The following is a 20,562-nucleotide window of genomic DNA, read 5'->3' as shown; positions in this document are numbered from 1 at the left end:
CGATCGCACGGCGTCGACAGACCGTTCTCTTGGCGGGAGGACTAAATCACGGATCCTCGACTTCGACGACGAAGTCGCCGCGGTAGGTCGTGCCCTCCACCGGGTTCGAGATCCAGCGGCAACGGCCGACCCGCAGGTCGTGGCCGGCGTGGAAATGCCCGGAGATCCACAGCTCAGGCCGCTCGGCCTCCGCGAGGTCGTCGAGGGCCGTGCTGGCGTAGAAGGCCGGCACCCACCAGGGGACGCCGGGCGCGTCCCGGAACCGATCGGCCGCGAGCGGGCTCGCCGGGTGATGGGTCACCACCACGGTCGGTCCGTCGTGCGGGGTCCGGAGCGCCGCGTGCAGGGCCGCCCGCTCGATCCGGTGTTCCGCCATCGCGTCCGCCGGCAGCCAGGGGCTGCCGTCGGCCTTGCGGATCGAGCCGCGATATTCCCGGGAGCCCGTCACCGGGTCGGTCATGCGGGACGCCGCGTAGGCCACCGGATCGTCGGGCCGGTTCGGCGCGTCCGGTGCGAGCCAGCGCCCCGCGAGGGTCCAGTCGCTCCACAGGGTGGTGCCGACGAAGCGGACACCGTCGATGACGCAGCTCCGCGCGTGCTGGAGCAGATGGATCCGCGCGCCGAGCCCGTTGAGGCGGCCGACCTCGGCCTCGAGGGCGGCGATCAGCTCCGGCGCGGTCCGCCGGTCCCCGGTCGGCGCGTAGCGCTCGTGGTTGCCCGGCACCAGCACGATCGGCCGTCCCTGCGCGAGGTGCAGCAGCGCCGCGAGCCCCCGCTCGGGATGTCCCTCGTGGAGGTCGCCCGGGCAGGCGAGCAGGTCGAACGGCTCCGCGGGCGGCGCGATCCGGTCGAGGCGGCGCCGCTCCAGGTGCAGGTCCGAGATGGGGAAGATGCGCATGATGGTCGCTGCCGTGTCGCCGCTCGGGACCGCTACCGCGCGGCTCTGCGCTCGGCCGCGGCTGCCTTGAGGATGTCGGCGGCCGAGTCGGCGTTGAGGATCGCGATCCCGGCCGCCACGACGAGGTCCGGCCAGGGGGACGGGTGGAGGGCCGTCACCAGGCCGGCGGCGATGATCGCCAGGTTGGCGACGGCGTCGTTGCGCGCCGAGAGGTAGGCCGCCCGGGTCAGGCTGCCCGAGCCGGAGCGGTGCCGGGCGAGCATGAGCGCGCAGGTGAGGTTCACGGCGAGCGCGCCGAGCCCCGCGAGGGTCAGGGGCAGTGCCGCGGGGGCGGTGAAATCGGCGATCTTGCCGTAGGCCGCCCAGGCCCCCGCCAGCGCCGGCAGGAGCAGGATCCCCGCCATGGCGGTCCCGAGGCGGGCGCGGTTGCGCGCGCTCCAGCCGAGACCCGCGAAGATCAGCAGGTTGATCGCCGCGTCCTCGAGAAAATCGAGGCTGTCGGCGATCAGCGCCACCGAGCCGATGGCGAGCGCCACCGCGATCTCGATGCCGAAATAGCCGAGGTTGAGCGCCGCCACGCGGGCGACGACCGGGCGGAGGGCGGGCGGCGCGGGCCGGGGCGCATCATCGGCGATCACGGGACGCCTCTTCGCCGACGCGCGCGGCGCTGTCGAGCCGCTGTTGAGAAAAGCCTGTCCCCGGCTCAAGAAAGTTCGAGGCCGTTACGCCTTCGTCCGGGTGGATTCGCCGCCGGGATCGTGCGACGCCGTTGCCGGAGCCGGCTGCACGAGACGAATGACCGGCCGGAACCGGAGGTCTGCCGCGTCATGCTGCCCGAACTGCGCGTGCTCTATTTCGAGGATCTCGAGGTCGGCCTGTCGGAGACCCTCTCGAAGACCATCGCCTCCTCGGACGTGGTGGGCTTCGCCGAGATCACCGGCGACCGCAACCCGATCCACCTGTCCGAGCACTTCGCCGCGCGCACGCCGTTCGGCACCCGCATCGCCCACGGCCTCTACACGGCCGGGCTGATCTCGGCGGTGCTCGGCACCCGCCTGCCGGGGCCCGGCGCCGTCTACATCTCCCAGACCCTGAACTTCCGCGCCCCGGTGCGGATCGGCGACGTCGTCGACGTCACCGTGACGGTGGCCGAACTCATGCCTGAGCGGCGGCGCGCGCGCCTCGCCTGCAAGTGCTCGGTGGGCGGTGAGACGGTCCTCGACGGCGAGGCCCTGGTGAAGGTGCCGACCAAGGCCGAGGCCGACCCGCTGGCGAACCGCTCCGACCGGTCCCAGGGCTGAGGTGTCTCCGGTCCCGGAGCTCTTCGCCGACCCGGACGATCCCCGCCTCGAGCCCTACACCCGGATGCGCGAGCGCGACCTCGTGGGCCGCGCCGGGCGTTTCATCGTCGAGGGCGAGGTGACCCTGCGGCTGCTCCTCGGGCGCCGCAGCCGCTTCCGCGCCGAATCGATCCTCCTCGCGCCTGAGCGCTGGCCCGGACTCGCCGCCGAAATCGCCGCCGCCGCGGAGCCGCCGCCCGTGTTCGGCGCCTCGAAGGCGGTGATGAGCGCCGTGACGGGCTTCCCGATCCATCGCGGGGTCCTGGCGGTCGGCCTGCGCGGGCCGGAGCCCGGCGCGGCCGACCTCGTACCGCCGCCGCCCGCCCCCGCCCTCGTGGTCGGCCTCGCGGGCCTGACCAATCACGACAATGTCGGCGCCGCATTCCGCAACGCGGCGGCCTTCGGGGCCGACGCCGTGCTCCTCGACGGGGCGAGCTGCGACCCGCTCTACCGCAAGAGCATCCGCGTCTCCGCAGGGGCCGCCCTGATCCAGCCTTTCGCGCGGCTGCCGGAAGGGCAGGACTGGCTGCGGCTCGCCGAAACCCTCGATCTCCAGCCGCTGGCCTTCAGCCCGGGGGCGACCGAGACTCTGGACACGCTCGACGTCCCGGCGCGCGCGCTCCTGATCCTCGGCACCGAGGGACCCGGCCTCGATGCGGCGACGCTGGCCCGGGCGCGTCCGATCCGGATCCCGATGGCCGCCGGCTTCGACTCGCTCAACGTCGCCACCGCGGCGGGCGTCGCCCTCTACACCATCGCGCGCGGCCAGGGGCGCCTCGGCAGGCCGTGAACGCGCCGCGACGACAGCTCCCTTCGCCCGGGCCGGCCGTTTCCTGAACTCAGTATTCTCCGCGCGGACGCCGCCAAATAGGGCCGAGGCACAATCGTCCGCCTGCAACACATGGACATCTCGACGCCACGCGCGAGTGTGCGCAAGCTGAGATCTTAAGACTGTCACGACGCCGCGCCGGATCGCATGTCGAGTCTCCCGACGCTTCACTTCAACACCGATCCCCTCGAACCCGCGCAGGCCTTCGCGGCCTGGCGCGATCTGATGGCACCCATCGTTCGGATCGAGCAGATCAAAGGGGCTCCGGTGCCGCGCGGGAACCTGTCCTGCACGGTCCTGGGGGACATCCTCGCCAGCCGGATGGTCTTCTCGGCCCAGCACATGGTCCGCGATCGCCGCCACGCCGCGGCGACGCCGGATCACTTCACGTTCATGCTCTACGTGTCGGGTGGCCTGTCCGGGGACGTCGCGGGCAGCCCGGTAATGCAGCAGCGCAACCGGATCATGGCCGCCAATATGGGCCGGGAACTCGATGCCCGCGGGGTGAGCTCCAGCGCGATCGGGCTGACCATCCCGCGGCACCTGCTGGCCGACTGCGCGGTCGAGCGGATCCCGATCTTCCTCGACAGGGAGCGGAACCGTCTGCTCGTCGCCCGGCTGCACGCCCTGTACCGCCGGCTGCCGACGGCCACCGCCGACGACGAGCCGGCGATCGCGGGTGAGTTGACCGGTTTCGTCCGCCGCCTGTTCGATCCGTCCGCGGCCTCGGACGTGCTGCAGGGCCCGGAATTGGATGCCGGCTTCGTCGCCCTCGTCGAGCGCCTGATGGATCTCCACCTGGCCTCGCCCGACCTATCGCCGGACCGCCTCGCCGAGGGGGCGGGCGTCTCGCGGACCGTGCTGTACCGCGCGTTCCAGAACGTCGGCGGCGTCATGCACCGCGTCTGGGAGAAGCGGTTGGAGGCGATCCGGATCGCCCTGGAGGATCCGCTCGAGACGCGGGCGCTCGCGCGCCTGGCGAGCGAGCACGGCTTCAAGGATCCCGCACACCTGAGCCGCGCCTTCCGCGCTCGATTCGGGGTGACGCCGCGGGAATGGCGCCAGACGCGGAGGCCCCACGGCACCCGGACGTTCGAGCAGACGCCCGCCCAGGCCCACGCCTGGTACGAGCGTCTGGGCCAGCGCTGACGCGCCCGCTCCACCGAGGACGGCCCGACACGCGATCCGGCGCTGGCGAGGCCGCCGGTGAGGCCACGGGCGGTCCGCGACGCGGCTCGCCTCGAGAAACCTTGAGGATGTGTATCCACGGTATGATCGTATACAGCGTTGTGCGCGCGACAAACGGCTGCAATTGCCGCGCGATGATGCGAAGCTAGCTTGGCTGCACGGGGTATCGGGATTCTGTGAGGAGTCGGGGACGTTGCTTCAGTCTGGGGATGGGTTGCGGGCGCTGACCGGACGCCGGGTGGCCGTGGTCGGGGCCGGACCGGGCGGACTGGCCGCCGCCCTGCTGCTCGCGCGGGCCGGGATCCACGTCACCATCTTCGAGAAGGACCCGCAGGTCGGGGGTCGGACGAAGACCGTCGAGGCTCCCGGCGGTTACCGATTCGATATCGGCCCGACGTTCTTCCTCTATCCACAGATTCTTGCGGATATTTTCGCGAGCTGCGGCGAGCGGCTGGAAGACCACGTCAAGCTCGAGCGGCTCGACCCGCAGTACCACCTTGTGTTCGAGGGCGCGGAGGGGATCTCGGGAACGATCCGCGCGACCGGCGACGTCGAGCGCCTGGAGCGCGAGATCGCCCGCCTCGCGCCGGACGACGCCAAGAACGTCAAGGCCTTCTTCTCCGAGAACCGGACCAAGCTGAACTACTTCAAGCCGGTCCTGGAACAGGCCTTCCACACCCTGCGCAGCATGGCGAGCCCGGCCATGCTGGCCGCCCTGCCCTACCTGCATCCGGGCCGGAGCGTGGACCGAGACCTCAAGCGCCACTTCGCCGACCCGCGGGTGCGCCTCGCCTTCTCGTTCCAGACCAAGTATCTCGGCATGTCGCCGTTCCGGTGCCCGAGCCTGTTCACCATCCTGTCGTTCCTCGAATACGAGCACGGGGTCTATCACCCGGTGGGCGGCTGCGGCGCCGTCTCCGAGGCGATGGCGGGCTTGGCCGGCCGCATGGGCGTGGACCTCCGGCTCAACAGCAACGTCGAGGAGGTGCTGTTCGACGGCAAGCGCGCCACCGGTTTGGTAGCGGACGGCGAGACTTTCAACGCCGACGCGGTGCTGATCAACGGTGACTTCGCGAAGGTCGTGCGCGCCCTCGTCCCGGAGCGGCACCGGCCGCGCTGGCGCGACGCCAAGATCCGGAAGGCTCGGCTCTCCTGCTCGACCTTCATGCTGTATCTCGGCCTCGAGGGGAAAATGCCCGACAGCCTCGGGCATCATACGATCCTCTTGGCCGACGGCTACGAGAAGAACATCCGCGAGATCACGGAGGGCACGCTGCCGATGCAGCCGTCCCTGTACGTGCAGCACGCGGGCTACACGGATGGCGGGATGGCGCCGCCCAGACACACGGCTCTCTACGTGCTGGTGCCGGTGCCCAACCTGAAGGCGGGGATCGACTGGGCGGCGATGCGGGAGACCTACCGCGCCCTGATCCTGGAACGGCTGAAGCTCCTCGGAATCGACGATCTCGAGTCCCGCATCCGTTACGAGCGGATCATCGACCCGACCCAGTGGGAGGAGGATTTTGCCGTCCACGAAGGCGCCACCTTCAACCTCGCCCACGACCTGATGCAGATGCTGTATTTCCGGCCGCACAATCGTTTCGGACCGGGGCTCTACATCGTCGGTGGTGGCACCCATCCGGGCTCCGGCCTGCCGGTGATCTACGAGGGAGCCCGCATCTCGGCCCGGCTGCTGATCGAGGAGCTTGCCGGTGCCCGCGCCGCCGCCGCGGCCGGCATCCCCGACACCGCCCCGCTGGCCACCTCCAGCGAGGCCTCGTGAGCGCGGCGACCGACCGGAGCCTTCTCCGGAGGCCGAGAGGACGCGTGACGGTTGCCGTGGCGGCCTGGTTCTGCGCCGTGACCCTGCCCGCCTGGGCCGCCGCGGTGCAGGTCGAGGTCGACGGCATCGAGCCCAGGGGCGGCCAGGTGCGCGTCGCGCTCTGTCAGGGCGGTCTCTCGGAGACGTCGTGTCTCCGGGGGGACGACGCGCCGGCCACCGCTGACCGGGCGCGGTTCACCTTCCGGGATGTCCCGCCGGGAACCTACGCGGTGGCGGCCTACCAGGACGCCAACGGCAACGGGCGCCTCGACCGCACCGGCCTCGGCCTGCCGCTCGAGCCCTACGGCTTCTCGGGGGCCGTCGGGCGGCGGGCGCGACCCGACTTCGCCGAGGCGGCCTTCGCCCTCCGGGAGCCCGGCGCCGCCGTACGGGTGCGCCTCGGCCGTGCCCTGCCGGGTCGGTGAACCGATGGACGCCCCCCTCGTCCGGCTCGCGGGCGTGGGCCTCGACCTCCGCGGCCGACGGGTGCTGGATCAGGTCGATCTCGACCTCGGCACTGGCGATACCCTGGCGCTGCTCGGACCGAACGGGGCCGGTAAGTCCTCGCTGATGCGCCTCGTGGCGGGGCGCCTCGCTCCGAGTGGGGGATCGGTGCGCGTGGCCGGAGCGGACCCGTACCGCGCGGGACAGGCCCGCCGCGCCATCGGATGGGTGCCGCAGGAGATCGCCCTCTACCCGCGGCTGACGGTGTCGGAAAATCTCGGCGTGTTCGGGCAGCTGGCGGGGGTTTCCCGCCGCGACCGGAAGGCGGCCGTGGAGGCCGCCCTGGCCATGGCCGACATCGGCGATGTGGCTCGGCGCCCGGTCGGCGTCCTGTCGGGCGGGTACCGGCGCCGGGTGAACATCGCCGCGAGCCTGATGAACCGGCCCCGGCTGGTGCTCCTCGACGAGCCGACCAGCGGCGTCGACCTCGCCGCGCGGGCCGCGATCCACGCGGTGCTCGACCGCCTGAAGGCCGCCGGCACCGCGATCCTGATTGCCACCCACGATTTCGCCGAGGCGGAACGCCTCGCCTCCCGGGTCGCGTTCCTGGCCCAGGGCCGGGTCGTGCGCGCCGGCCGTCTCGCCGACCTGCTCGCGCAGTTGCGCACGGGCGCACCCGAGCGGGAGCTGAGCCTCACCGGCCCGGTGACGGGACAGGCAGAGGGCGTGCTGCGCCGGGCCGGCTTCGTGCCCGCCGAGGCTGGCGGCCTCGTCTGGCGGTCGGTCGAACGGGCCGGCCTCGACGGCGCGGCACTGCTCGGCGCCCTGCGCGCCCAGAACGTTCCGGTGGCCGAGATCCGGGTGCGGGCGCCGCGGCTGGAGACGCTCTATCTCGACGCCCTCCGCCCGCGGGAACTGACGGATCCCGAAGCCACCCCGCTCCGGGTCGGGGCCGCCGGATGATCGCTGCCGCCTTCCGGGTGATGCTCCTGACCCTCCTGCGCGACCGGGCCGCGCTGGTGATGGCTTTCGTGCTGCCGACCGTGATCTTCTCGATCTTCGCGGCGATCTTCTCCGGTGCGATCGGCGACCGGATCCGCATCCATCTCGGCTTGGCCGACCTCGTCCACACCGCGGCGACACAGCGCCTCGCCGACGCGCTCGCGGCCGATCCCTCGCTCCGGGTGACGCGGCTGCCCGCGACCGACATCGACGCCGTGGCGCAGGCGGTGCGGGCCGGCGAGGTCGACGTGGCGCTGGTCCTGCGTGGAGACCTGATCGCCGCCCCTGCTGAGGCCGCGCCCGGTTCCGCGGACCAGCCGGTGGTGCTGGTCGAGAACCCCGCCAAGGCGCTGGCGACACCGATCGCCCTCGGCCAGCTCCAGCGGGTCCTGAACGAGGCGCTGCCCGACGTGGTCCTGTCGCGGGTCGTCGCCGACGTCGAGCGCACGGGCAAGATCGGTCCAGACGAGCGCCGGTTCCTCGACGAGGCCTTCGCCGAGCAGCGTGCCAAGAAGGAACCGTTCAGCTTCGCCTCCCTAGTGGAGCGCCGCAGCACCGCGTCCGGGACCGCCAATGCCCGGGTGAGCTACTACGCCGGCGCGATCACCGCGGTGTTCCTGCTCTTCGCCGCCATGCAGGGCGCCATGTCCCTGGTCGAGGAGCGCGAGACGGGCCTCACCGAGCGGCTGATGGCCGGGCCGGGTGGATTGCCCGTCGTGGTGCTCGGAAAGTTCGCCTTCCTGACGCTGCAGGGGCTCGTCCAGGCCGGACTGATCTTCCTGGCCGCCGCGCTTCTCTATGGCGTCGAGATCGGTCCGCACTGGCCGGCCTTCCTGGCCGCCTGCCTGCTGGTCTCCGCGATGGCGGCCGGTCTGGCGCTCGCGGCCTGCGCGCTCGCGGCCTCGCGCCAGCAGGCGCATCTCGCCTCGACCTTCGGGGTGCTGCTGCTCTCGGCGGTCGGAGGCTCGATGGTCCCGCGGTTCCTGATGCCGCCCTGGCTGCAGCAGGCCGGATGGCTCACCCCGAACGCCTGGGCGATCGAGGCCTACCAGAGCGCCCTGGGCGAGGGCTTCTCCGCCGCGGCCCCGGCCCTGGGCGTCCTGGCGGCGCTGACCCTGGCCGGTCTCGCGTTCGCCCTCGCGTTGGCGGCGCGGCGGACGGCCTAGGTCCCGGCGTCCCGACCCGGACGGCGCTACTCCACGTAGACGCCGGCACCGACCAGCGCCTCCACGCCGGCCACGCGCGTCGCGCAGACGTAGCTCCATTTCACGCTCGGCGCCGACTGGCCGGGCTTCGGGAACATGTAGTCGACCCATCCGGACCCGAACCGCGTGACGGCGTCGATGAGATCGAGGTGGAACTGCTTCCCGTCGGCGTCGCGCTCGTGGAGCAGGTCGTGGCCCTCGCGGTTCGGATGGGCGGCGTTGAAGAGGACGATCCCCCGCAGGTCGACGACGAACAGGTAGACGTCCCCGTATCGCCAGGTGCTCCCCTTGCGCCGGAACGCGTCGAACGCCCGCGCGCCCTCGGCCTCCAGCATGTCGGCCGCCCTGTTGACCAGGGCCTCGATCTCGGCCGCCTGGTGCAACGGCGGGGGTGATCGCCGGGCGGTGACCGGGATGGCCAACCCCAGGACGAGCAGCACGACCCCGACCAGCAGGGTTCTCGACAGGCCGTCGCACCGCCGCGTCACCGACAGGCGGGGATCTGCGCGCCTCGCGTGGCTCGCCCGATCCTCCGGGGAAGCCTTAGGAATGCGCCTCGATGCCATGGCCCGCGTACCCGCCGCGCCGCCGGAGGAAGAGCAGCCAGTTCCGCTTCCGCGGAGGGGACGGAGGTGGGGACGGGCCGACCGCGTTGGGCAGGGCCAGGAACGCCAGCCGCCTGCGGTGCCGCTCGATGATGCGGTCGAGGTTCCGCAGCGCCGCGAGGCCCTGGTTCGCCATCAGGCAGTGCCCCTCGCAGGCACCTCTCCGGTCCAGGTCGGCAACGATGTTCTCCGCGTGAGCGAGGATATCCCGGGCTTCCGCGCAGTAGTGCTCCACCTCGGCGAGATCTGGCATCCTGTCCTCCGCGCTGATCGTTCCTCGGAGTCCGAGACGGCAGGGGTAAACCCGGCCTCGCGGGGCGCATCACCCGTTTGGAGGAGTCGGGCCCGATTTCAGCGCCCGCCTCCCGCGACGATCCGCGCCGTTCCTGCGACGCGGTGCGCACCGACATAGAGGCGCCTCCGCTACGGCCGCGCTCCCCGGTATCCCGCATGCTCCGCCTGCTCATCGCCGACGGCAACGATCGCGCTGCCCGCGATCTCCACGTCGCGGCCACCGGACGAACCTCGGCCGAGTCCTACGCGGCGGTGGTGCGGGACCTCGCGCCGGGCTCCGTCTGCCGGCACGTCAACGCCGCCGACGCCGACGCGGCCCTGCCGGCGGGTCTCGCGGAGTTCGATGGCCTGATCTTCACCGGCTCGACCCTCAAGGTCTCGGAGGGCACGCCGGCCGTGAACCGGCAGCTCGACCTGATGCGCGCGGCCTTCGAGGCCGGGCGCGCGGTCTTCGGCTCGTGCTGGGGCGTGCAGGTCGCCGCCACGGTGGCGGGCGGGCGCGCCGCCGAGAATCCCCGCGGGCCGGAATACGGGTTCGCTCGGGCGATCACCCCGACCGAGGAAGGCCGGACTCACGCTCTGCTGGCCGGCCGTCCGGCGACCTGGGATGCCCCGGCGATCCACTCTGACGCCGTCCTAGAGCCGCCCCCGGGCGCCCGCGTGCTCGCCGGCAACCGCGTTCTCGGCATCCAGGCCCTCGAGATCCGCCGGGATCGCGGCTGGTTCTGGGGGACGCAGTATCATCCCGAGCTCGACCTCGACGAGCTGGCCGCGATGCTGCGCCTCTGCGACACCGCCATCGTCGAGGCGGGACTCGCCGAGAACTCGCGGGCCGTGGCCGCCTATGCCGACGAAGTCGCGACGCTCCAGGGCCACGACCCGGAGACCGCGCGCCGCCTGGCCTGGCGTCACGGCGTCGGGCCCGAGGTGCTGGAGGCCGGGCTCCGCCGGCGGGAGATCGGAAACTTCCTGGCGCGCCTGTCCACAGGCGAGCGCCGCCACTAGGCGACCGCGACCGGGTGGCGCGTTGACCCGCCCGGCCCCAGGTCTAGCTTCGCTCTGCGGGCCACGCCTTCCTCGGCCCGGGGAGCCAGCCAGCAGGATGAGCCAGGATTCCACGGTCGCCGTCATCGGCAGCGGGCTCGGCGGACTCGCCGCCGCGTGCGTCGCCGCCGCGCGGGGCCACCGCGTGACGGTCTACGACAAGAACGGCTGGCTCGGCGGAAAGGCGGCGGTGCTCCACGAGGGCGGCTTCCGCTTCGATATGGGGCCGACGATCCTGACCGTGCCCCGGGTGCTGGAGCGGATCTTCGCGGAGTCCGGCCGCTCGGTCCACGACTACATGGACCTGCGCCGCCTGGACCCGCAGTGGCGCTGCTTCTTCGACGACGGCACGCATATCGACCTGATACAGGACGTCGAGCGGATGGCCGGCGACATGGAGCGCTTCGCCCCCGGTACCGGCGAGGGCTACAAGAAGTTCATCGCCATCTCCGAGCATCTTCACGGCGTGTCCGAGAAGTTCTTCTTCTGGAAGCCCGTCGAGGACCTGTTCGACACGATCAACATCCGCGCCAACATGAACCCGGGCACGCTGCGCGACGTACTGTCGCTGCGCATGCACGCCTCGGTGGCCTCGACGATCCGCGGCAAGGTCAAGGACGCGCGGCTCGCGCAGATGCTCGACCACTTCGTGCAGTATGTCGGCTCCTCGCCCTACGGCGCGCCGGCAGTGCTCTGCGCCATCGCCCACATGCAGACGGCCGACGGCGTCTGGTACCCGATGGGCGGCACCCGCGCCGTCGCCGAGGGGCTGGCGAAGCTCGCCCAGGAACTCGGCGCCACGTGCAAGACCGACACCGAGGTGACCGGGATCGAGACCGCCAACGGCGCGGTCCGGGGCGTGCGGACGGCCGCGGGGGTCACGCCCTACGACGCCGTGATCTCCAACATGGACTCGGTCCGCACCTACCGGGAGCTCGTGGGCGGCGAGGCCGCCAAGGCCTACGCCAAGAAGAATCCCGAACCGGCCTGCTCGGGCGTGGTGCTCTATCTCGGCCTGAACAAGCGCTACGAGCACCTCAACCACCACGACTTCGTCTTCTCCCGCGACCCGGAGGAGGAGTTCGACTACATCTACAACAAGGGCGAGCCGGCCCCGGACCCCACCGCCTATCTGGCAGCTCCCTCCTCCACCGATCCGAGCGTGGCGCCCGAGGGCGGCGAGGCGCTCTACGTCCTCGTGCACACGCCGTATCTGCGGCCGCACCACGACTGGCGTCCGGACGGGCCGCTGTTCCAGAACTACCGCCGCACGATCCTCGACAAGCTCAAGCGCACCGCCGGCATGCCGGATCTCGAAGAGCGTATCGTCGTCGAGCGCCACCTCACGCCGCAAGACATCCACGAGCGCTACAAGGTCCTGAACGGCGCGATCTACGGCCTCGCCTCCCACGGGCGCGTGATGGGGGCGTTCAAGCCCGGCAACCGGTCGCGGCAGGTGCGCGGCCTCTACCTCGCGGGCGGCGCCGCCCATCCGGGGCCCGGCATGCCGATGGTGATGATGTCGGGCTGGATCGCCGCCGACGCGCATGACCAGGACGCGCGCGGCGCCCTGCGCGCCTCGGCGTGACCGCGACGCCGCCATCTCCGCCCCCCGGTACGGGGGGCGCGAGAGGCGCGCACGGCGCCCCCCTGCCCTCGGTCTCGCCCCGGATCCGCGCCTTTATGGTGGCGTGGTTCGAGCGATACCTGCACCGCCACCTCGACGCCCTGCGGCTGCCCCTCTGGAGCACGCCGCCTGACGCGAACCATCCCGGCGCGATCGTGGTCTACTGCAACCATCCGGCCTGGTGGGACGCCGCGCTGATCATCGTGCTGGGCGGCCGGCTCTATCCGGAGCGGGCGAGCCGCGCGCCGTTCGACGCCGCGATGCTGGCGCGCTACCGCATCTTCGAGCGGATCGGGGCCTTCGGCGTCGACCTCGACAGCCCGCGCGGGGCGGCACAGTTCCTGGCAGCCGCACGGTCGATCCTCGGAGCCCCCGACGGCATGCTCTGGATCACCGCGCAGGGCCGCTTCGCCGATGCCCGCGCGCGGCCGCTGGCCCTGCGTCCCGGCGTCGCGCGGCTCGCCGAGATCGCCCCCGACGCGCTCTTCGTCCCGCTCGCCGTCGAGTACACCTTCTGGGACGAGCGCGGCGCGGGAGCCTTCGCGGCCTTCGGGCCGGGGATCGCCGGATCCGAACTCGCCGCGCTCGCGCGCGATCAGCGCCTCGCGCGCCTGGAATCCGAACTGACCCGAACCCTCGACCGCCTGAGCGCCGACGTGATCAGCCGGGAGCCCGGACGCTTCCGCACGCTGGTTTCCGGCCGGAAGGGCGTCGGCGGCCTCTACGACCTGTGGCGGCGCCTGTCGGCCCGCCTCTCCGGCCGCCGGTTCGATCCGGCGCACCGCGCCGCGGGCGGTCAGGATCGCGCCGGATGAGACCGCCCGCGCGCGCCAGATCCCGCCCGATCCCCTATCGTGGCGCGCTCCCCTGCCGGCGCAGACGATGACCGACTCGATCCTCACAGCCCTGGCGTACCTCTGCCTCGCCACCGCCCTCCTGCCGGCCATCCTGGCGGCGGTGAATCTCGCGGTCCTGCGCCGGCCCGCGGTGGAGACCGGGGCCGGTCTCGTCTCGATCCTGATCCCGGCGCGCAACGAGGCCGGCAACATCGACGCCACCGTGCGGGCGGCGCTCGCCAGCGCCGCGGTCCCGGTGGAGGTGATCGTCGGCGACGACCATTCCACCGACGCGACCGCCGAGATCGTGCGCGCCGTCGGCGACCCGCGCCTGCGTCTCGTCCCGGTGCCGGCCCTGCCCGACGGATGGACGGGCAAGAACCACGCCTGCAGCCACATGGCCGGGCTCGCCCGCGGCGACCACCTGCTGTTCATCGACGCCGATGTGCGCCTCGAGGCAGGGGCAGCCGCCGCCCTCGCGGCGCAGGCTCGCCGCACCGGCGCGGCCCTCGTCAGCGGCGTGCCCCGGCAGCGGACCGACACGGTGGGTGAGATGCTGACGGTGCCGATGATCGACTTCCTGCTCCTCGGCTTCCTGCCCGTGCCGCTGATGCGCCGCCTGTCCGACCCGTTGCTCGGCGCGGCCTGCGGTCAACTGATCCTGATGGATCGGGGGGCCTACGCGGCCACCGGTGGCCACGGCGCGATCCGCACCTCCCTGCACGACGGAGTCCGCCTGCCCCGCTTGTTCCGGGCCGCGGGCTACCGGACGGATCTCGTGGCCGCCGCCGCGCTGGCCACCTGCCGGATGTACGACGGCTTCGCGCAGGCCTGGGCCGGCTTCTCCAAGAACGCCCACGAGGGCATGGCCACGCCCCGCGCCCTTCCGATCTGGACCTTCCTCCTCGGCTGCGGCCAGATCCTGCCGCCGCTCCTCGTCCTGGCCGGGCTGCTCGGGCTGCTGCCGAACTCCGCCCTGACCCCGGCCGTGCTGGCCCTCGGCCTGTCCCTGGCGACCCGGACGGCCGTCACCGTGGCGGTCCGGGCCCCGTGGGCGACGATCCCGCTCCATCCCGCGGCGGTCGCGGTGGCCCTGGCGATCCAGTGGAACGTGCTCCTGCGTCGTGAACGGGCCGGCGCAGCGACCTGGAAGGGCCGCAGCTATCCGGTGAGCGGCGGCTGACCCGCACGGGCCGGCGGAACGAGCGTCGCCGGCCCGCGCCGTGCTTCACGGCTGGGACGGCTGGCACGGATCGGTGGAGCGGGCCTTTCCGACCTGCGGCTTCAGCGAGACGATGAGCTGCACGTTCGGCACGTCGCCGACCTGTCGGGTCAGGTGTCCGACATGGCCCTCAGGCCCCTGCGGTGTCGATCCCATATCGGCGTTGAATTCCACCTCGCCGGGGCCCTGCTCCAGCACCGACCCGTCCGTAGCCTCCACGGACCAGCGGCCCGACAGGGTGATCACCCATTGGGGACCCGGCGCCGTGTGCCACGTGCCGACATAGCCGACCGGCAGGACCGCGTACTTGATCGACGTCACCTCACCCGGCGGAAAGCCGACATATTGCGGCGCTGCCGGAGGCGCGTAGCTCTTGAAGATGAAGTTCTTCAGGTCGCAATACTGGACATGGCTGTGGCCCTTGTCGTCGGCATAGAGGACACCGTACCGCAAGGCGGGCGGATCGGCCGATGCGAGGCCGGCGGGACCGGACGGCGCCGGCGCGACGGTCATCAGCGGCTCGCTCTTCGGCGCCCCGGCCGCTTGCGCATGCACGGCGCCCGCGACTGCGGCGAGCAGGACCAACCCCAACCGTCCTGCATTCCTGAAACGTCCCATGATTTTCCTCCGCGTCGCATCGCGTGCGGTGTACGCACGGAGGTTTTCTAGCCAAGCACACCAGATGAATTCAATCTTCTACTCCAATCGCTCAGTATAAATTCTCGTTCCATAATTCAACATCGGATATCTTTCGCATAGATTCGTATATTTATGTCTTTTTAATTCGACTCCACGACTACGCCAATGGCACCAGTGTCTGACGAGCCATTGTGGCGCCCGCACCGACGGCAAAGCGCGCTTGTCCACAGCCGTCTGGACCCTGTCCGGCACACTGCCGGAACCGGCCGGAAGGGTCAGGGTGGGAAGCAGCGCGGCGCAGTCTGCCGGATCAGTCCGCCTGGGTCCCGTTCTCGAACGGCTCACCGGGCTGCGTCTCCGCCAGGATCCAGGCGGCCGTGTCGGCGTCCGCTCCGGCGACCGGCAGATGCAGGATGATCGGCGTGTCGTAGGGGTGGCGGGCCTTCAGCGCGACCGCCAGCGCGTCGGCCAGACCTTCGCGGCTCTTGAGGATGGCGGCGACCTCGGCACCGCGCTCCACCGCACCCTTCCAGCTGTAGACGGACTGCATGCCCGGTAGCACGTTGATGCAGGCGATGAGTCGCTCGCGGACCAGCGCCTCGCCGATGTTCAGCGCCGAGGCGAGGTCGGGAAAGGTGGTGTAGACGAGGAGCGGACGCTCCATGCTATGCCTCCAATTGCGCGTGTGCTCGCGGAGTGAGGCGCATGCCGGGCAAGGACGTCAACCGGGCGGTTCGCTCGTCAGACTGGAGCCGTGACGTGAACCCTGAGGCGATCCCGACGCGCCTGCGCGGCTGCGCCTGATCCATGCCGCGTTTCCAGAAGATCGCCTTCGTGGCGAGCCCGACCGGCTACGCCCGCGAGGCCGCGGCCGCCCTGATGCGGCGCTACGACCACGTCCCGCCCGAGGAGGCCGACGTCGTCGTGGCCCTGGGCGGTGACGGCCTGATGCTCCAGGTGCTGCACCGCTTCATGGACCACCCGAAGCCGATCTACGGGATGAACCGCGGCACGGTCGGCTTCCTGATGAACGAGTTCCGCGACGACGACCTCTTGGAGCATCTGGAGAACGCCCAGCGCAGCGTCATCCACCCGCTCGTGATGGACGTGCTCGACACGGAGGGCCGATCCCACCGGGCGCGGGCGATCAACGAGGTCTACCTGCTGCGCCAGACCCACCAGACCGCCAAGCTGAAGATCGCCGTCGACGGCAATGTCCGGCTCGACCTGCTGATCGCCGACGGCGTGCTCGTCGCCACCGCGGCGGGCTCCACGGCCTACAACCTGTCGGTCGGGGGACCGATCCTACCGCTCGACGCCAAGCTTCTGGCGCTGACACCGATCTCGGCCTTCCGCCCCCGGCGCTGGCGCGGCGCACTTCTGCCGGACTACGCCCGGATCCGGATCGACGTCCTCGACGCCCCCCACCGCCCGGTCGCGGCGGTGGCCGACCACACGGAGTTCCGCCGGGTCTGCACGGTGGAGACGTCCCTCGACCGCGCCACCGAGCTCGTGCTGCTGCACGATCCCGGCCACAGCCTCGACGAGCGCATCCTGCGGGAGCAATTCGGGTGAGTCTGCACATCCGGGCCGCGCAGGCGGCCGACCACGCGGCCATCACCGGCATCATCGTGCCGACCATCCGGGCCGGTGAGACCTACGCGCTGGACCGCGACCTCGGCGAGGCCGAGGCCCTCGCGTACTGGACCGGCCCCGACCGCGAGACCTTCGTGGCCGAGGAGGCAGGGACGGTGCTCGGCACGTACTACCTGCGCGCGAACCAGGCTGGCGGAGGCGCCCATGTCGCCAATTGCGGCTTCATGACGGGAGCGGCCGCCCTCGGCCGCGGGGTTGCGCGGGCCATGTGCGCGCACGCCCTCGATCGGGCGCGGGCGCGGGGCTTCGCGGCGATGCAGTTCAACTTCGTGGTGAGCACCAACGCCCGGGCCGTCCGGCTCTGGGAGAGCTTCGGCTTCGACGTGGTCGGCCGGCTGCCGGGCGCCTTCCGGCACCCGACGCTCGGGCCGGTCGACGCGCTGGTGATGTTCCGGACGCTCTGAGGCGCCCGGATCAGGCCTGCGGGGCCGCGACGAGGTCACCCTCACGGATCGCCCGCTCGCCGGTCTTCGTCCGGATCCGATAGCTCGGCTCGCCAGTCTGATCCGCCGGCATCAGCCGCAGGATCTCGAACACCTCGGCCTCGCCCGTCTCGCCCGGGATGCCCAGGCGGGACCGGCAGACGCGCTCGCCGACCTTGAACTTGTGGGACATGCCGAGCTCCTGGACGGGCATCGCTGCGGAACGCGCCTCAGCGCTTCTTCTGGGCCTTCGCCTTGCGGGCGAGATAGCGCGCGTCGCGCTGGGCCTTCTGCTCGGCCTGCAGGGCCTTGGCGCGCTCCTGGGCGGCCAGCTGCTCGGCGTGCTTGCGCTCGATCTCGGCGAGGCGTTCCGCCTCGGCGAGGGCCGCGGCGCGCTCGATCTCGGCCTGACGCTGGGCGGCGCGCTCGGCAGCGCGGACTTCGCGGGCATCGACCACAGCGCGGCGGGCGGATTGGCGGGCGAGGACGGCCGGGTCGTCGGCGGACGGGCGGGCCCGGAACCGGGCCAGCATCTCGGAGCGCGCCTTGGCGGCGGTCTCGAGGCGATCGGCGACACCCTGCTTGTTCAAAAAGCTCACAGACACTCCTGGATCGGGTGCGGCGAAGGCCGTCACCCGCAGAGGGGGGGTTAGAAACACGATGGCAGATACGAAGAAGCCGCTCCCAGAGGAGCGGCTTCCGGAGAAACGCTGAGGACGGCGATCAGGCCGTCTGGAGCTGACCGGCGGACTGCTTGCCGCTGCGACGGTCGGTCTCCAGCTCGTACGTGACCTTCTGGCCCTCGTTCAGGCCGCGCAGGCCGGCGCGCTCGACGGCCGAGATGTGGACGAACACGTCCTTGCCGCCGTCATCCGGCTGGATGAAGCCGTAGCCCTTGGTCTCGTTGAACCACTTGACGGTTCCGGTGCTCATGGAAGTCCTTGATCTTCGCAGGCATAGTGAGAGATGGCACCCGCCCGAACGAGGGGGCGCCGGCATCGACCGATAGCGATAGGAAAGTCAGAACCGCCCTGCGAAGGCGTAACGGTCCAAGATATCCGGACACGTGCCGATGCGGTAGAAGTAGACCGCCGGCGGTTCTTTGGCAAGCGCAGAGAAATATTTCCCTCGGCCAGCGCCGCAGCGATGCGGGAAACTCTTTCCGGAAATTCCGGTTGAGCGGCGCCGGAACGGTCGCTTGAACAACGGGATAAGGGATTTCAATACGGCGCAGCCGCGCGAAAGCTGTGCTGCCGACCGGACGATCGGACGCGGCCGACATGCGCCCCGTGACGCGGGTTCGCTCAGGCCGGGACGAGGCGCAGGATCCCTTCGCCGCGCCGGTGGCCGACGGCCGTCACGGCGACCTCGCGCGCACCGCCGGCGGCGACGAGGGCGGCGGCGAGGGCCGCCCCGAACGGCGCCGCCACTTCGAGTCCGTGCCCGATCACGTCCCCGAGGGCGCGCAGGCGCGCGCCCGGTGCGAGCCGCGCCAGCGCGCCGCGCTCCTCCGCGGTGATCGGGGCCACGCCGGTAGCGCCGGACAGGACGGTGTCGGGAGCCGAGAGGCCGGCCTGCCGCCAGAGCGTCTCGAGGCTGCCGGCGACACTGCCCGGCGCGCGCCGGGTCCGATCGCTCGCCACCGGCTCCAGCCGGGCCAGGGCGCGGGCGCCGCGCGCCGCGGCGTGGGCGGCGGATTCGAGCATCAGGAAGGCCGCGCAACTCCCGAGGATGAACCCGCCCGCCCCGCCACCGGACTCGCCCCGCGCGAAGACCGGGCAGTAGGCGTCGCGGGCGAGGTAGCCGCCCATCTCGTGGATCACCAGAACGTCCGGCCGCTCGGCGCTGTAGGAGCCGCCGACCAGGATCGCGTCGATCTGGCCCGACGCCACCCGCGCCTGGGCGATCCGCAGGGCGTCGACCCCGGCGGATTCCTCACCCATGAACGTGCGCGAGGCGCCCGTCACCCCGTGTACGATAGCGATGTTGCCGGCGAGCAGGTTCGAGAGCTGGGCGAGGAACAGGGTCGGGCGGAGATCGTTCTGGAGCCGCTCATTCAGGTAGGCGCCCGGATCGGCGGCGTCGCGCAGGCCGGTCAGGATCGCTCCGTCCGCCGCGTAGTCGCGCTCGCCGCCGCCCGCGGCCACGACGAGGTGGAGCGCCTGCTTGAAGGCGGCGTCGTCCTTCACGCCCGCCGCGTCGAGCGCGAGGCCGGCGGCGTAGACGCCGAGCCGCTGCCACGCCTCCATCTGCCGCTGGTCGCTGCGCTTGGGGATCTGGCCGTCCCAGACGATCGCCGGGGCCGGATGGACCGGATAGGGCGCGAAGGTCTCGCTGTCGGTGCGCGGGGCCGCCTCCCCGGCGAGGGCGGCCAGGTGGGCGTCGACGCCCTCGCCCGCGCAGGAGACGAGGCCGAGACCGGTGACGACGACGGGGCGGCTCATGGCTAGCTCATGGCTCGCGTTCGGCCGGAGCCGGATCGGGGAACAGGCCGATGGTCCGCGCGCGCTCGCGCATCGGCGCGTCGAGTCCGTCCGGGAACGGCATGGTGCGGAAGCGGAGTTCCGCGTCGCACAGCGCCTTGCCGTCGTGACTGATCGCCGCCTTGGTCACCGCGTAGCCCGAGCCGTCGTGCTCGAGGGTGGCCGTGACGAGGAGGTCCGCGCCGGGCCCGACGAAGGACCGGAAGCGCGCCTTGTCGACCCCGGTGAGGAACGGCATCCGGGCGAAGTCGAGATGGGCGAGCACGAGGTACCCGGAGGCCTGGGCCATCGTCTCGGTCAGGAGCACACCCGGCACGAGGGGGTGGCCGGGGAAGTGGCCCTCGAAGACCGGGCTCGCCATCGGCACCCGGGCGAGCGCCTCGATGCGGCCGGCGGCCCTGTCGAGGAGCCGCACGGAGTCGATCATCTCGAAGTATTCGAGGCGCATGACGGGTCGGATCGGCCTCGGTTCAGACCTTGGCGGCCTTCTCGGCCACGAGGCCGTCGATGCGCGCGCACAGGTTCTTGAGGACGAAGTACTCCTCGGCCGGGACCTTGCCCTCGTTGACCTCCTGGGTCCACCGCTCGAGTGGCAGCTTGATCCCGAAGGCCTTGTCGACCGCGAAGGCGATGTCGAGGAAGGCGAGGCTGTCGATGCCGAGGTCGTCGATGGCGTGACTCTCGGGCGTGATCTTGTCCCGCGGGATGTCGGCGGTCTCGGCAATGATGTCGGCCACGCGCTCGAAGGTGGCGCTGCCGTGGGCGGGCTCGTCGGACATGTCTTCTCGCGGGCTGTTCGAGTTCCGGATCGGTCGTGCGGGAGCCCCCTCGCCGCCCGGGCGGCCGCCCGACGCGTGGACGGGGCCTGGAACGCGGCCCGGTCGAATGGCGGCGACCTCTACACGAGGGTGTCAGAAGCGGCAACCGCGGCGCTTCCCCGGCGTTTCAGCGCCTGTCCACAGGCGTGCGCCGCCGGGTGCGGGGACGCGCGTACGCTCCGGACGCT

General features: G+C 71.7%; 25 protein-coding genes. 13 read left to right on the top strand and 12 right to left on the bottom strand.

The genetic code is table 11. The features are described from left to right. Positions 1 to 46 precede the first annotated feature (46 nt). Positions 47 to 898 (bottom strand): metallophosphoesterase, encoded by an 852-nt coding sequence (locus ACQKQD_RS01230; RefSeq protein ID WP_427507273.1) that lies wholly within the window; start codon positions 896 to 898, stop codon positions 47 to 49. Positions 899 to 930: 32 nt separating this feature from the next. Next, the gene (locus ACQKQD_RS01225; RefSeq protein ID WP_091676268.1) at positions 931 to 1,536 is read right to left on the bottom strand and encodes a cation transporter; all 606 of its coding nucleotides are present in this window, start codon (positions 1,534 to 1,536) and stop codon (positions 931 to 933) included. A gap of 189 nt (positions 1,537 to 1,725) precedes the next feature. Here ACQKQD_RS01225 and croR point away from each other — a divergent pair, with 189 nt between their 5' ends. From croR to ACQKQD_RS01190, 7 genes are all read left to right on the top strand, one after another. Further along, positions 1,726 to 2,199, top strand: coding sequence for a 3-hydroxybutyryl-CoA dehydratase (gene croR / locus ACQKQD_RS01220; RefSeq protein ID WP_020090850.1), 474 nt, complete (start codon positions 1,726 to 1,728; stop codon positions 2,197 to 2,199). A 1-nt stretch (position 2,200) separates the two neighbouring features. Further along, entirely contained in the window at positions 2,201 to 3,028 is an 828-nt protein-coding gene (locus ACQKQD_RS01215; RefSeq protein WP_427507272.1) for a TrmH family RNA methyltransferase, read from the top strand. A gap of 186 nt (positions 3,029 to 3,214) precedes the next feature. Then, positions 3,215 to 4,216 (top strand): helix-turn-helix domain-containing protein, encoded by a 1,002-nt coding sequence (locus ACQKQD_RS01210; protein WP_427507271.1) that lies wholly within the window; start codon positions 3,215 to 3,217, stop codon positions 4,214 to 4,216. Positions 4,217 to 4,448: 232 nt separating this feature from the next. Further along, positions 4,449 to 6,038 (top strand): phytoene desaturase family protein, encoded by a 1,590-nt coding sequence (crtI, locus tag ACQKQD_RS01205; RefSeq protein WP_427507270.1) that lies wholly within the window; start codon positions 4,449 to 4,451, stop codon positions 6,036 to 6,038. A gap of 44 nt (positions 6,039 to 6,082) precedes the next feature. Next, entirely contained in the window at positions 6,083 to 6,502 is a 420-nt protein-coding gene (locus ACQKQD_RS01200) for a DUF2141 domain-containing protein (RefSeq protein ID WP_427507269.1), read from the top strand. 4 nt (positions 6,503 to 6,506) lie between these two features. Beyond that, positions 6,507 to 7,484: an ABC transporter ATP-binding protein gene (locus ACQKQD_RS01195; RefSeq protein WP_427507268.1), complete on the top strand. Its 978-nt coding sequence runs from the start codon at positions 6,507 to 6,509 to the stop codon at positions 7,482 to 7,484. Continuing rightward, a complete protein-coding gene (locus ACQKQD_RS01190; protein ID WP_091926493.1) occupies positions 7,481 to 8,689 on the top strand; it encodes an ABC transporter permease in 1,209 nt (402 codons plus the stop codon). Before ACQKQD_RS01195 ends, ACQKQD_RS01190 begins: the two co-directional genes overlap by 4 nt. Positions 8,690 to 8,715: 26 nt before the next feature. On the opposite strand, the gene ACQKQD_RS01185 is transcribed toward ACQKQD_RS01190, so the two are convergent. Next, positions 8,716 to 9,216 (bottom strand): cache domain-containing protein, encoded by a 501-nt coding sequence (locus ACQKQD_RS01185; RefSeq protein WP_427507267.1) that lies wholly within the window; start codon positions 9,214 to 9,216, stop codon positions 8,716 to 8,718. Between the two features lie 55 nt (positions 9,217 to 9,271). Next, positions 9,272 to 9,586 carry a hypothetical protein gene (locus ACQKQD_RS01180; RefSeq protein ID WP_427507266.1) on the bottom strand — a complete coding sequence of 105 codons (315 nt, stop codon included), beginning with the start codon at positions 9,584 to 9,586 and terminating at the stop codon, positions 9,272 to 9,274. A gap of 197 nt (positions 9,587 to 9,783) precedes the next feature. On the opposite strand from ACQKQD_RS01180, the gene ACQKQD_RS01175 reads away from it, so the two are divergent. The 4 genes from ACQKQD_RS01175 to ACQKQD_RS01160 all read left to right on the top strand — a co-directional run bounded on the left by ACQKQD_RS01175 (position 9,784) and on the right by ACQKQD_RS01160 (position 14,317). Next, positions 9,784 to 10,632, top strand: a complete 849-nt coding sequence (locus tag ACQKQD_RS01175) for a type 1 glutamine amidotransferase (protein WP_427507265.1) — start codon at positions 9,784 to 9,786, stop codon at positions 10,630 to 10,632. A 97-nt stretch (positions 10,633 to 10,729) separates the two neighbouring features. Next, entirely contained in the window at positions 10,730 to 12,259 is a 1,530-nt protein-coding gene (locus ACQKQD_RS01170; protein WP_427507264.1) for a phytoene desaturase family protein, read from the top strand. A gap of 95 nt (positions 12,260 to 12,354) precedes the next feature. Beyond that, a complete protein-coding gene (locus ACQKQD_RS01165; RefSeq protein ID WP_091926490.1) occupies positions 12,355 to 13,113 on the top strand; it encodes a lysophospholipid acyltransferase family protein in 759 nt (252 codons plus the stop codon). Between the two features lie 67 nt (positions 13,114 to 13,180). Beyond that, positions 13,181 to 14,317 (top strand): glycosyltransferase, encoded by a 1,137-nt coding sequence (locus tag ACQKQD_RS01160; RefSeq protein ID WP_427507263.1) that lies wholly within the window; start codon positions 13,181 to 13,183, stop codon positions 14,315 to 14,317. A 45-nt stretch (positions 14,318 to 14,362) separates the two neighbouring features. Here the strand turns inward: ACQKQD_RS01160 and ACQKQD_RS01155 are convergent, their stop codons facing one another. Both ACQKQD_RS01155 and cutA read right to left on the bottom strand, forming a co-directional pair. Next, complete coding sequence (locus ACQKQD_RS01155; protein WP_244435367.1) at positions 14,363 to 14,941, bottom strand: hypothetical protein; 579 nt, start codon at positions 14,939 to 14,941, stop codon at positions 14,363 to 14,365. Positions 14,942 to 15,305: 364 nt separating this feature from the next. After that, entirely contained in the window at positions 15,306 to 15,659 is a 354-nt protein-coding gene (gene cutA, locus ACQKQD_RS01150) for a divalent-cation tolerance protein CutA (protein ID WP_091926487.1), read from the bottom strand. Positions 15,660 to 15,802: 143 nt separating this feature from the next. Between cutA and ACQKQD_RS01145 the strand changes: the two genes are divergently transcribed. Then, complete coding sequence (locus ACQKQD_RS01145; protein WP_020090865.1) at positions 15,803 to 16,570, top strand: NAD kinase; 768 nt, start codon at positions 15,803 to 15,805, stop codon at positions 16,568 to 16,570. 2 nt (positions 16,571 to 16,572) lie between these two features. Continuing rightward, complete coding sequence (locus tag ACQKQD_RS01140; RefSeq protein WP_026604573.1) at positions 16,573 to 17,055, top strand: GNAT family N-acetyltransferase; 483 nt, start codon at positions 16,573 to 16,575, stop codon at positions 17,053 to 17,055. Between the two features lie 10 nt (positions 17,056 to 17,065). Here ACQKQD_RS01140 and ACQKQD_RS01135 read toward each other — a convergent pair whose 3' ends face one another. From ACQKQD_RS01135 to ACQKQD_RS01110, 6 genes are all read right to left on the bottom strand, one after another. Further along, positions 17,066 to 17,266 carry a hypothetical protein gene (locus ACQKQD_RS01135; protein ID WP_026604574.1) on the bottom strand — a complete coding sequence of 67 codons (201 nt, stop codon included), beginning with the start codon at positions 17,264 to 17,266 and terminating at the stop codon, positions 17,066 to 17,068. A 37-nt stretch (positions 17,267 to 17,303) separates the two neighbouring features. Then, positions 17,304 to 17,672 carry a DUF6481 family protein gene (locus ACQKQD_RS01130; RefSeq protein ID WP_026604575.1) on the bottom strand — a complete coding sequence of 123 codons (369 nt, stop codon included), beginning with the start codon at positions 17,670 to 17,672 and terminating at the stop codon, positions 17,304 to 17,306. A gap of 124 nt (positions 17,673 to 17,796) precedes the next feature. Beyond that, entirely contained in the window at positions 17,797 to 18,006 is a 210-nt protein-coding gene (locus ACQKQD_RS01125) for a cold-shock protein (RefSeq protein WP_020090869.1), read from the bottom strand. A gap of 371 nt (positions 18,007 to 18,377) precedes the next feature. Next, complete coding sequence (locus tag ACQKQD_RS01120) at positions 18,378 to 19,517, bottom strand: beta-ketoacyl-ACP synthase (protein ID WP_427507262.1); 1,140 nt, start codon at positions 19,515 to 19,517, stop codon at positions 18,378 to 18,380. Positions 19,518 to 19,524: 7 nt separating this feature from the next. Beyond that, positions 19,525 to 20,004 (bottom strand): 3-hydroxyacyl-ACP dehydratase FabZ family protein, encoded by a 480-nt coding sequence (locus ACQKQD_RS01115; protein WP_056527639.1) that lies wholly within the window; start codon positions 20,002 to 20,004, stop codon positions 19,525 to 19,527. A 22-nt stretch (positions 20,005 to 20,026) separates the two neighbouring features. Then, positions 20,027 to 20,335 (bottom strand): acyl carrier protein, encoded by a 309-nt coding sequence (locus ACQKQD_RS01110; RefSeq protein ID WP_010683687.1) that lies wholly within the window; start codon positions 20,333 to 20,335, stop codon positions 20,027 to 20,029. Positions 20,336 to 20,562: the final 227 nt, after the last annotated feature.

Origin of the sequence: Methylobacterium sp. NPDC080182 (assembly GCF_050281105.1) — a bacterium.
Lineage (GTDB): Bacteria > Pseudomonadota > Alphaproteobacteria > Rhizobiales > Beijerinckiaceae > Methylobacterium.
This window is presented reverse-complemented; position numbering and strand designations above follow the sequence as displayed.

What these genes read in the sequence shown, in the direction of transcription:
- ACQKQD_RS01230 (WP_427507273.1), bottom strand. Translation starts at nt 898, where the DNA reads ATGCGCATCTTCCCCATCTCGGACCTGCACCTGGAGCGGCGCCGCCTC.
- croR (WP_020090850.1), top strand. Translation starts at nt 1,726, where the DNA reads ATGCTGCCCGAACTGCGCGTGCTCTATTTCGAGGATCTCGAGGTCGGC.
- ACQKQD_RS01210 (WP_427507271.1), top strand. Translation starts at nt 3,215, where the DNA reads ATGTCGAGTCTCCCGACGCTTCACTTCAACACCGATCCCCTCGAACCC.
- ACQKQD_RS01195 (WP_427507268.1), top strand. Translation starts at nt 6,507, where the DNA reads ATGGACGCCCCCCTCGTCCGGCTCGCGGGCGTGGGCCTCGACCTCCGC.
- ACQKQD_RS01190 (WP_091926493.1), top strand. Translation starts at nt 7,481, where the DNA reads ATGATCGCTGCCGCCTTCCGGGTGATGCTCCTGACCCTCCTGCGCGAC.
- ACQKQD_RS01180 (WP_427507266.1), bottom strand. Translation starts at nt 9,586, where the DNA reads ATGCCAGATCTCGCCGAGGTGGAGCACTACTGCGCGGAAGCCCGGGAT.
- ACQKQD_RS01175 (WP_427507265.1), top strand. Translation starts at nt 9,784, where the DNA reads ATGCTCCGCCTGCTCATCGCCGACGGCAACGATCGCGCTGCCCGCGAT.
- ACQKQD_RS01170 (WP_427507264.1), top strand. Translation starts at nt 10,730, where the DNA reads ATGAGCCAGGATTCCACGGTCGCCGTCATCGGCAGCGGGCTCGGCGGA.
- ACQKQD_RS01165 (WP_091926490.1), top strand. Translation starts at nt 12,355, where the DNA reads ATGGTGGCGTGGTTCGAGCGATACCTGCACCGCCACCTCGACGCCCTG.
- ACQKQD_RS01160 (WP_427507263.1), top strand. Translation starts at nt 13,181, where the DNA reads ATGACCGACTCGATCCTCACAGCCCTGGCGTACCTCTGCCTCGCCACC.
- cutA (WP_091926487.1), bottom strand. Translation starts at nt 15,659, where the DNA reads ATGGAGCGTCCGCTCCTCGTCTACACCACCTTTCCCGACCTCGCCTCG.
- ACQKQD_RS01145 (WP_020090865.1), top strand. Translation starts at nt 15,803, where the DNA reads ATGCCGCGTTTCCAGAAGATCGCCTTCGTGGCGAGCCCGACCGGCTAC.
- ACQKQD_RS01135 (WP_026604574.1), bottom strand. Translation starts at nt 17,266, where the DNA reads ATGTCCCACAAGTTCAAGGTCGGCGAGCGCGTCTGCCGGTCCCGCCTG.
- ACQKQD_RS01125 (WP_020090869.1), bottom strand. Translation starts at nt 18,006, where the DNA reads ATGAGCACCGGAACCGTCAAGTGGTTCAACGAGACCAAGGGCTACGGC.
- ACQKQD_RS01120 (WP_427507262.1), bottom strand. Translation starts at nt 19,517, where the DNA reads ATGAGCCGCCCCGTCGTCGTCACCGGTCTCGGCCTCGTCTCCTGCGCG.
- ACQKQD_RS01115 (WP_056527639.1), bottom strand. Translation starts at nt 20,004, where the DNA reads ATGCGCCTCGAATACTTCGAGATGATCGACTCCGTGCGGCTCCTCGAC.
- ACQKQD_RS01110 (WP_010683687.1), bottom strand. Translation starts at nt 20,335, where the DNA reads ATGTCCGACGAGCCCGCCCACGGCAGCGCCACCTTCGAGCGCGTGGCC.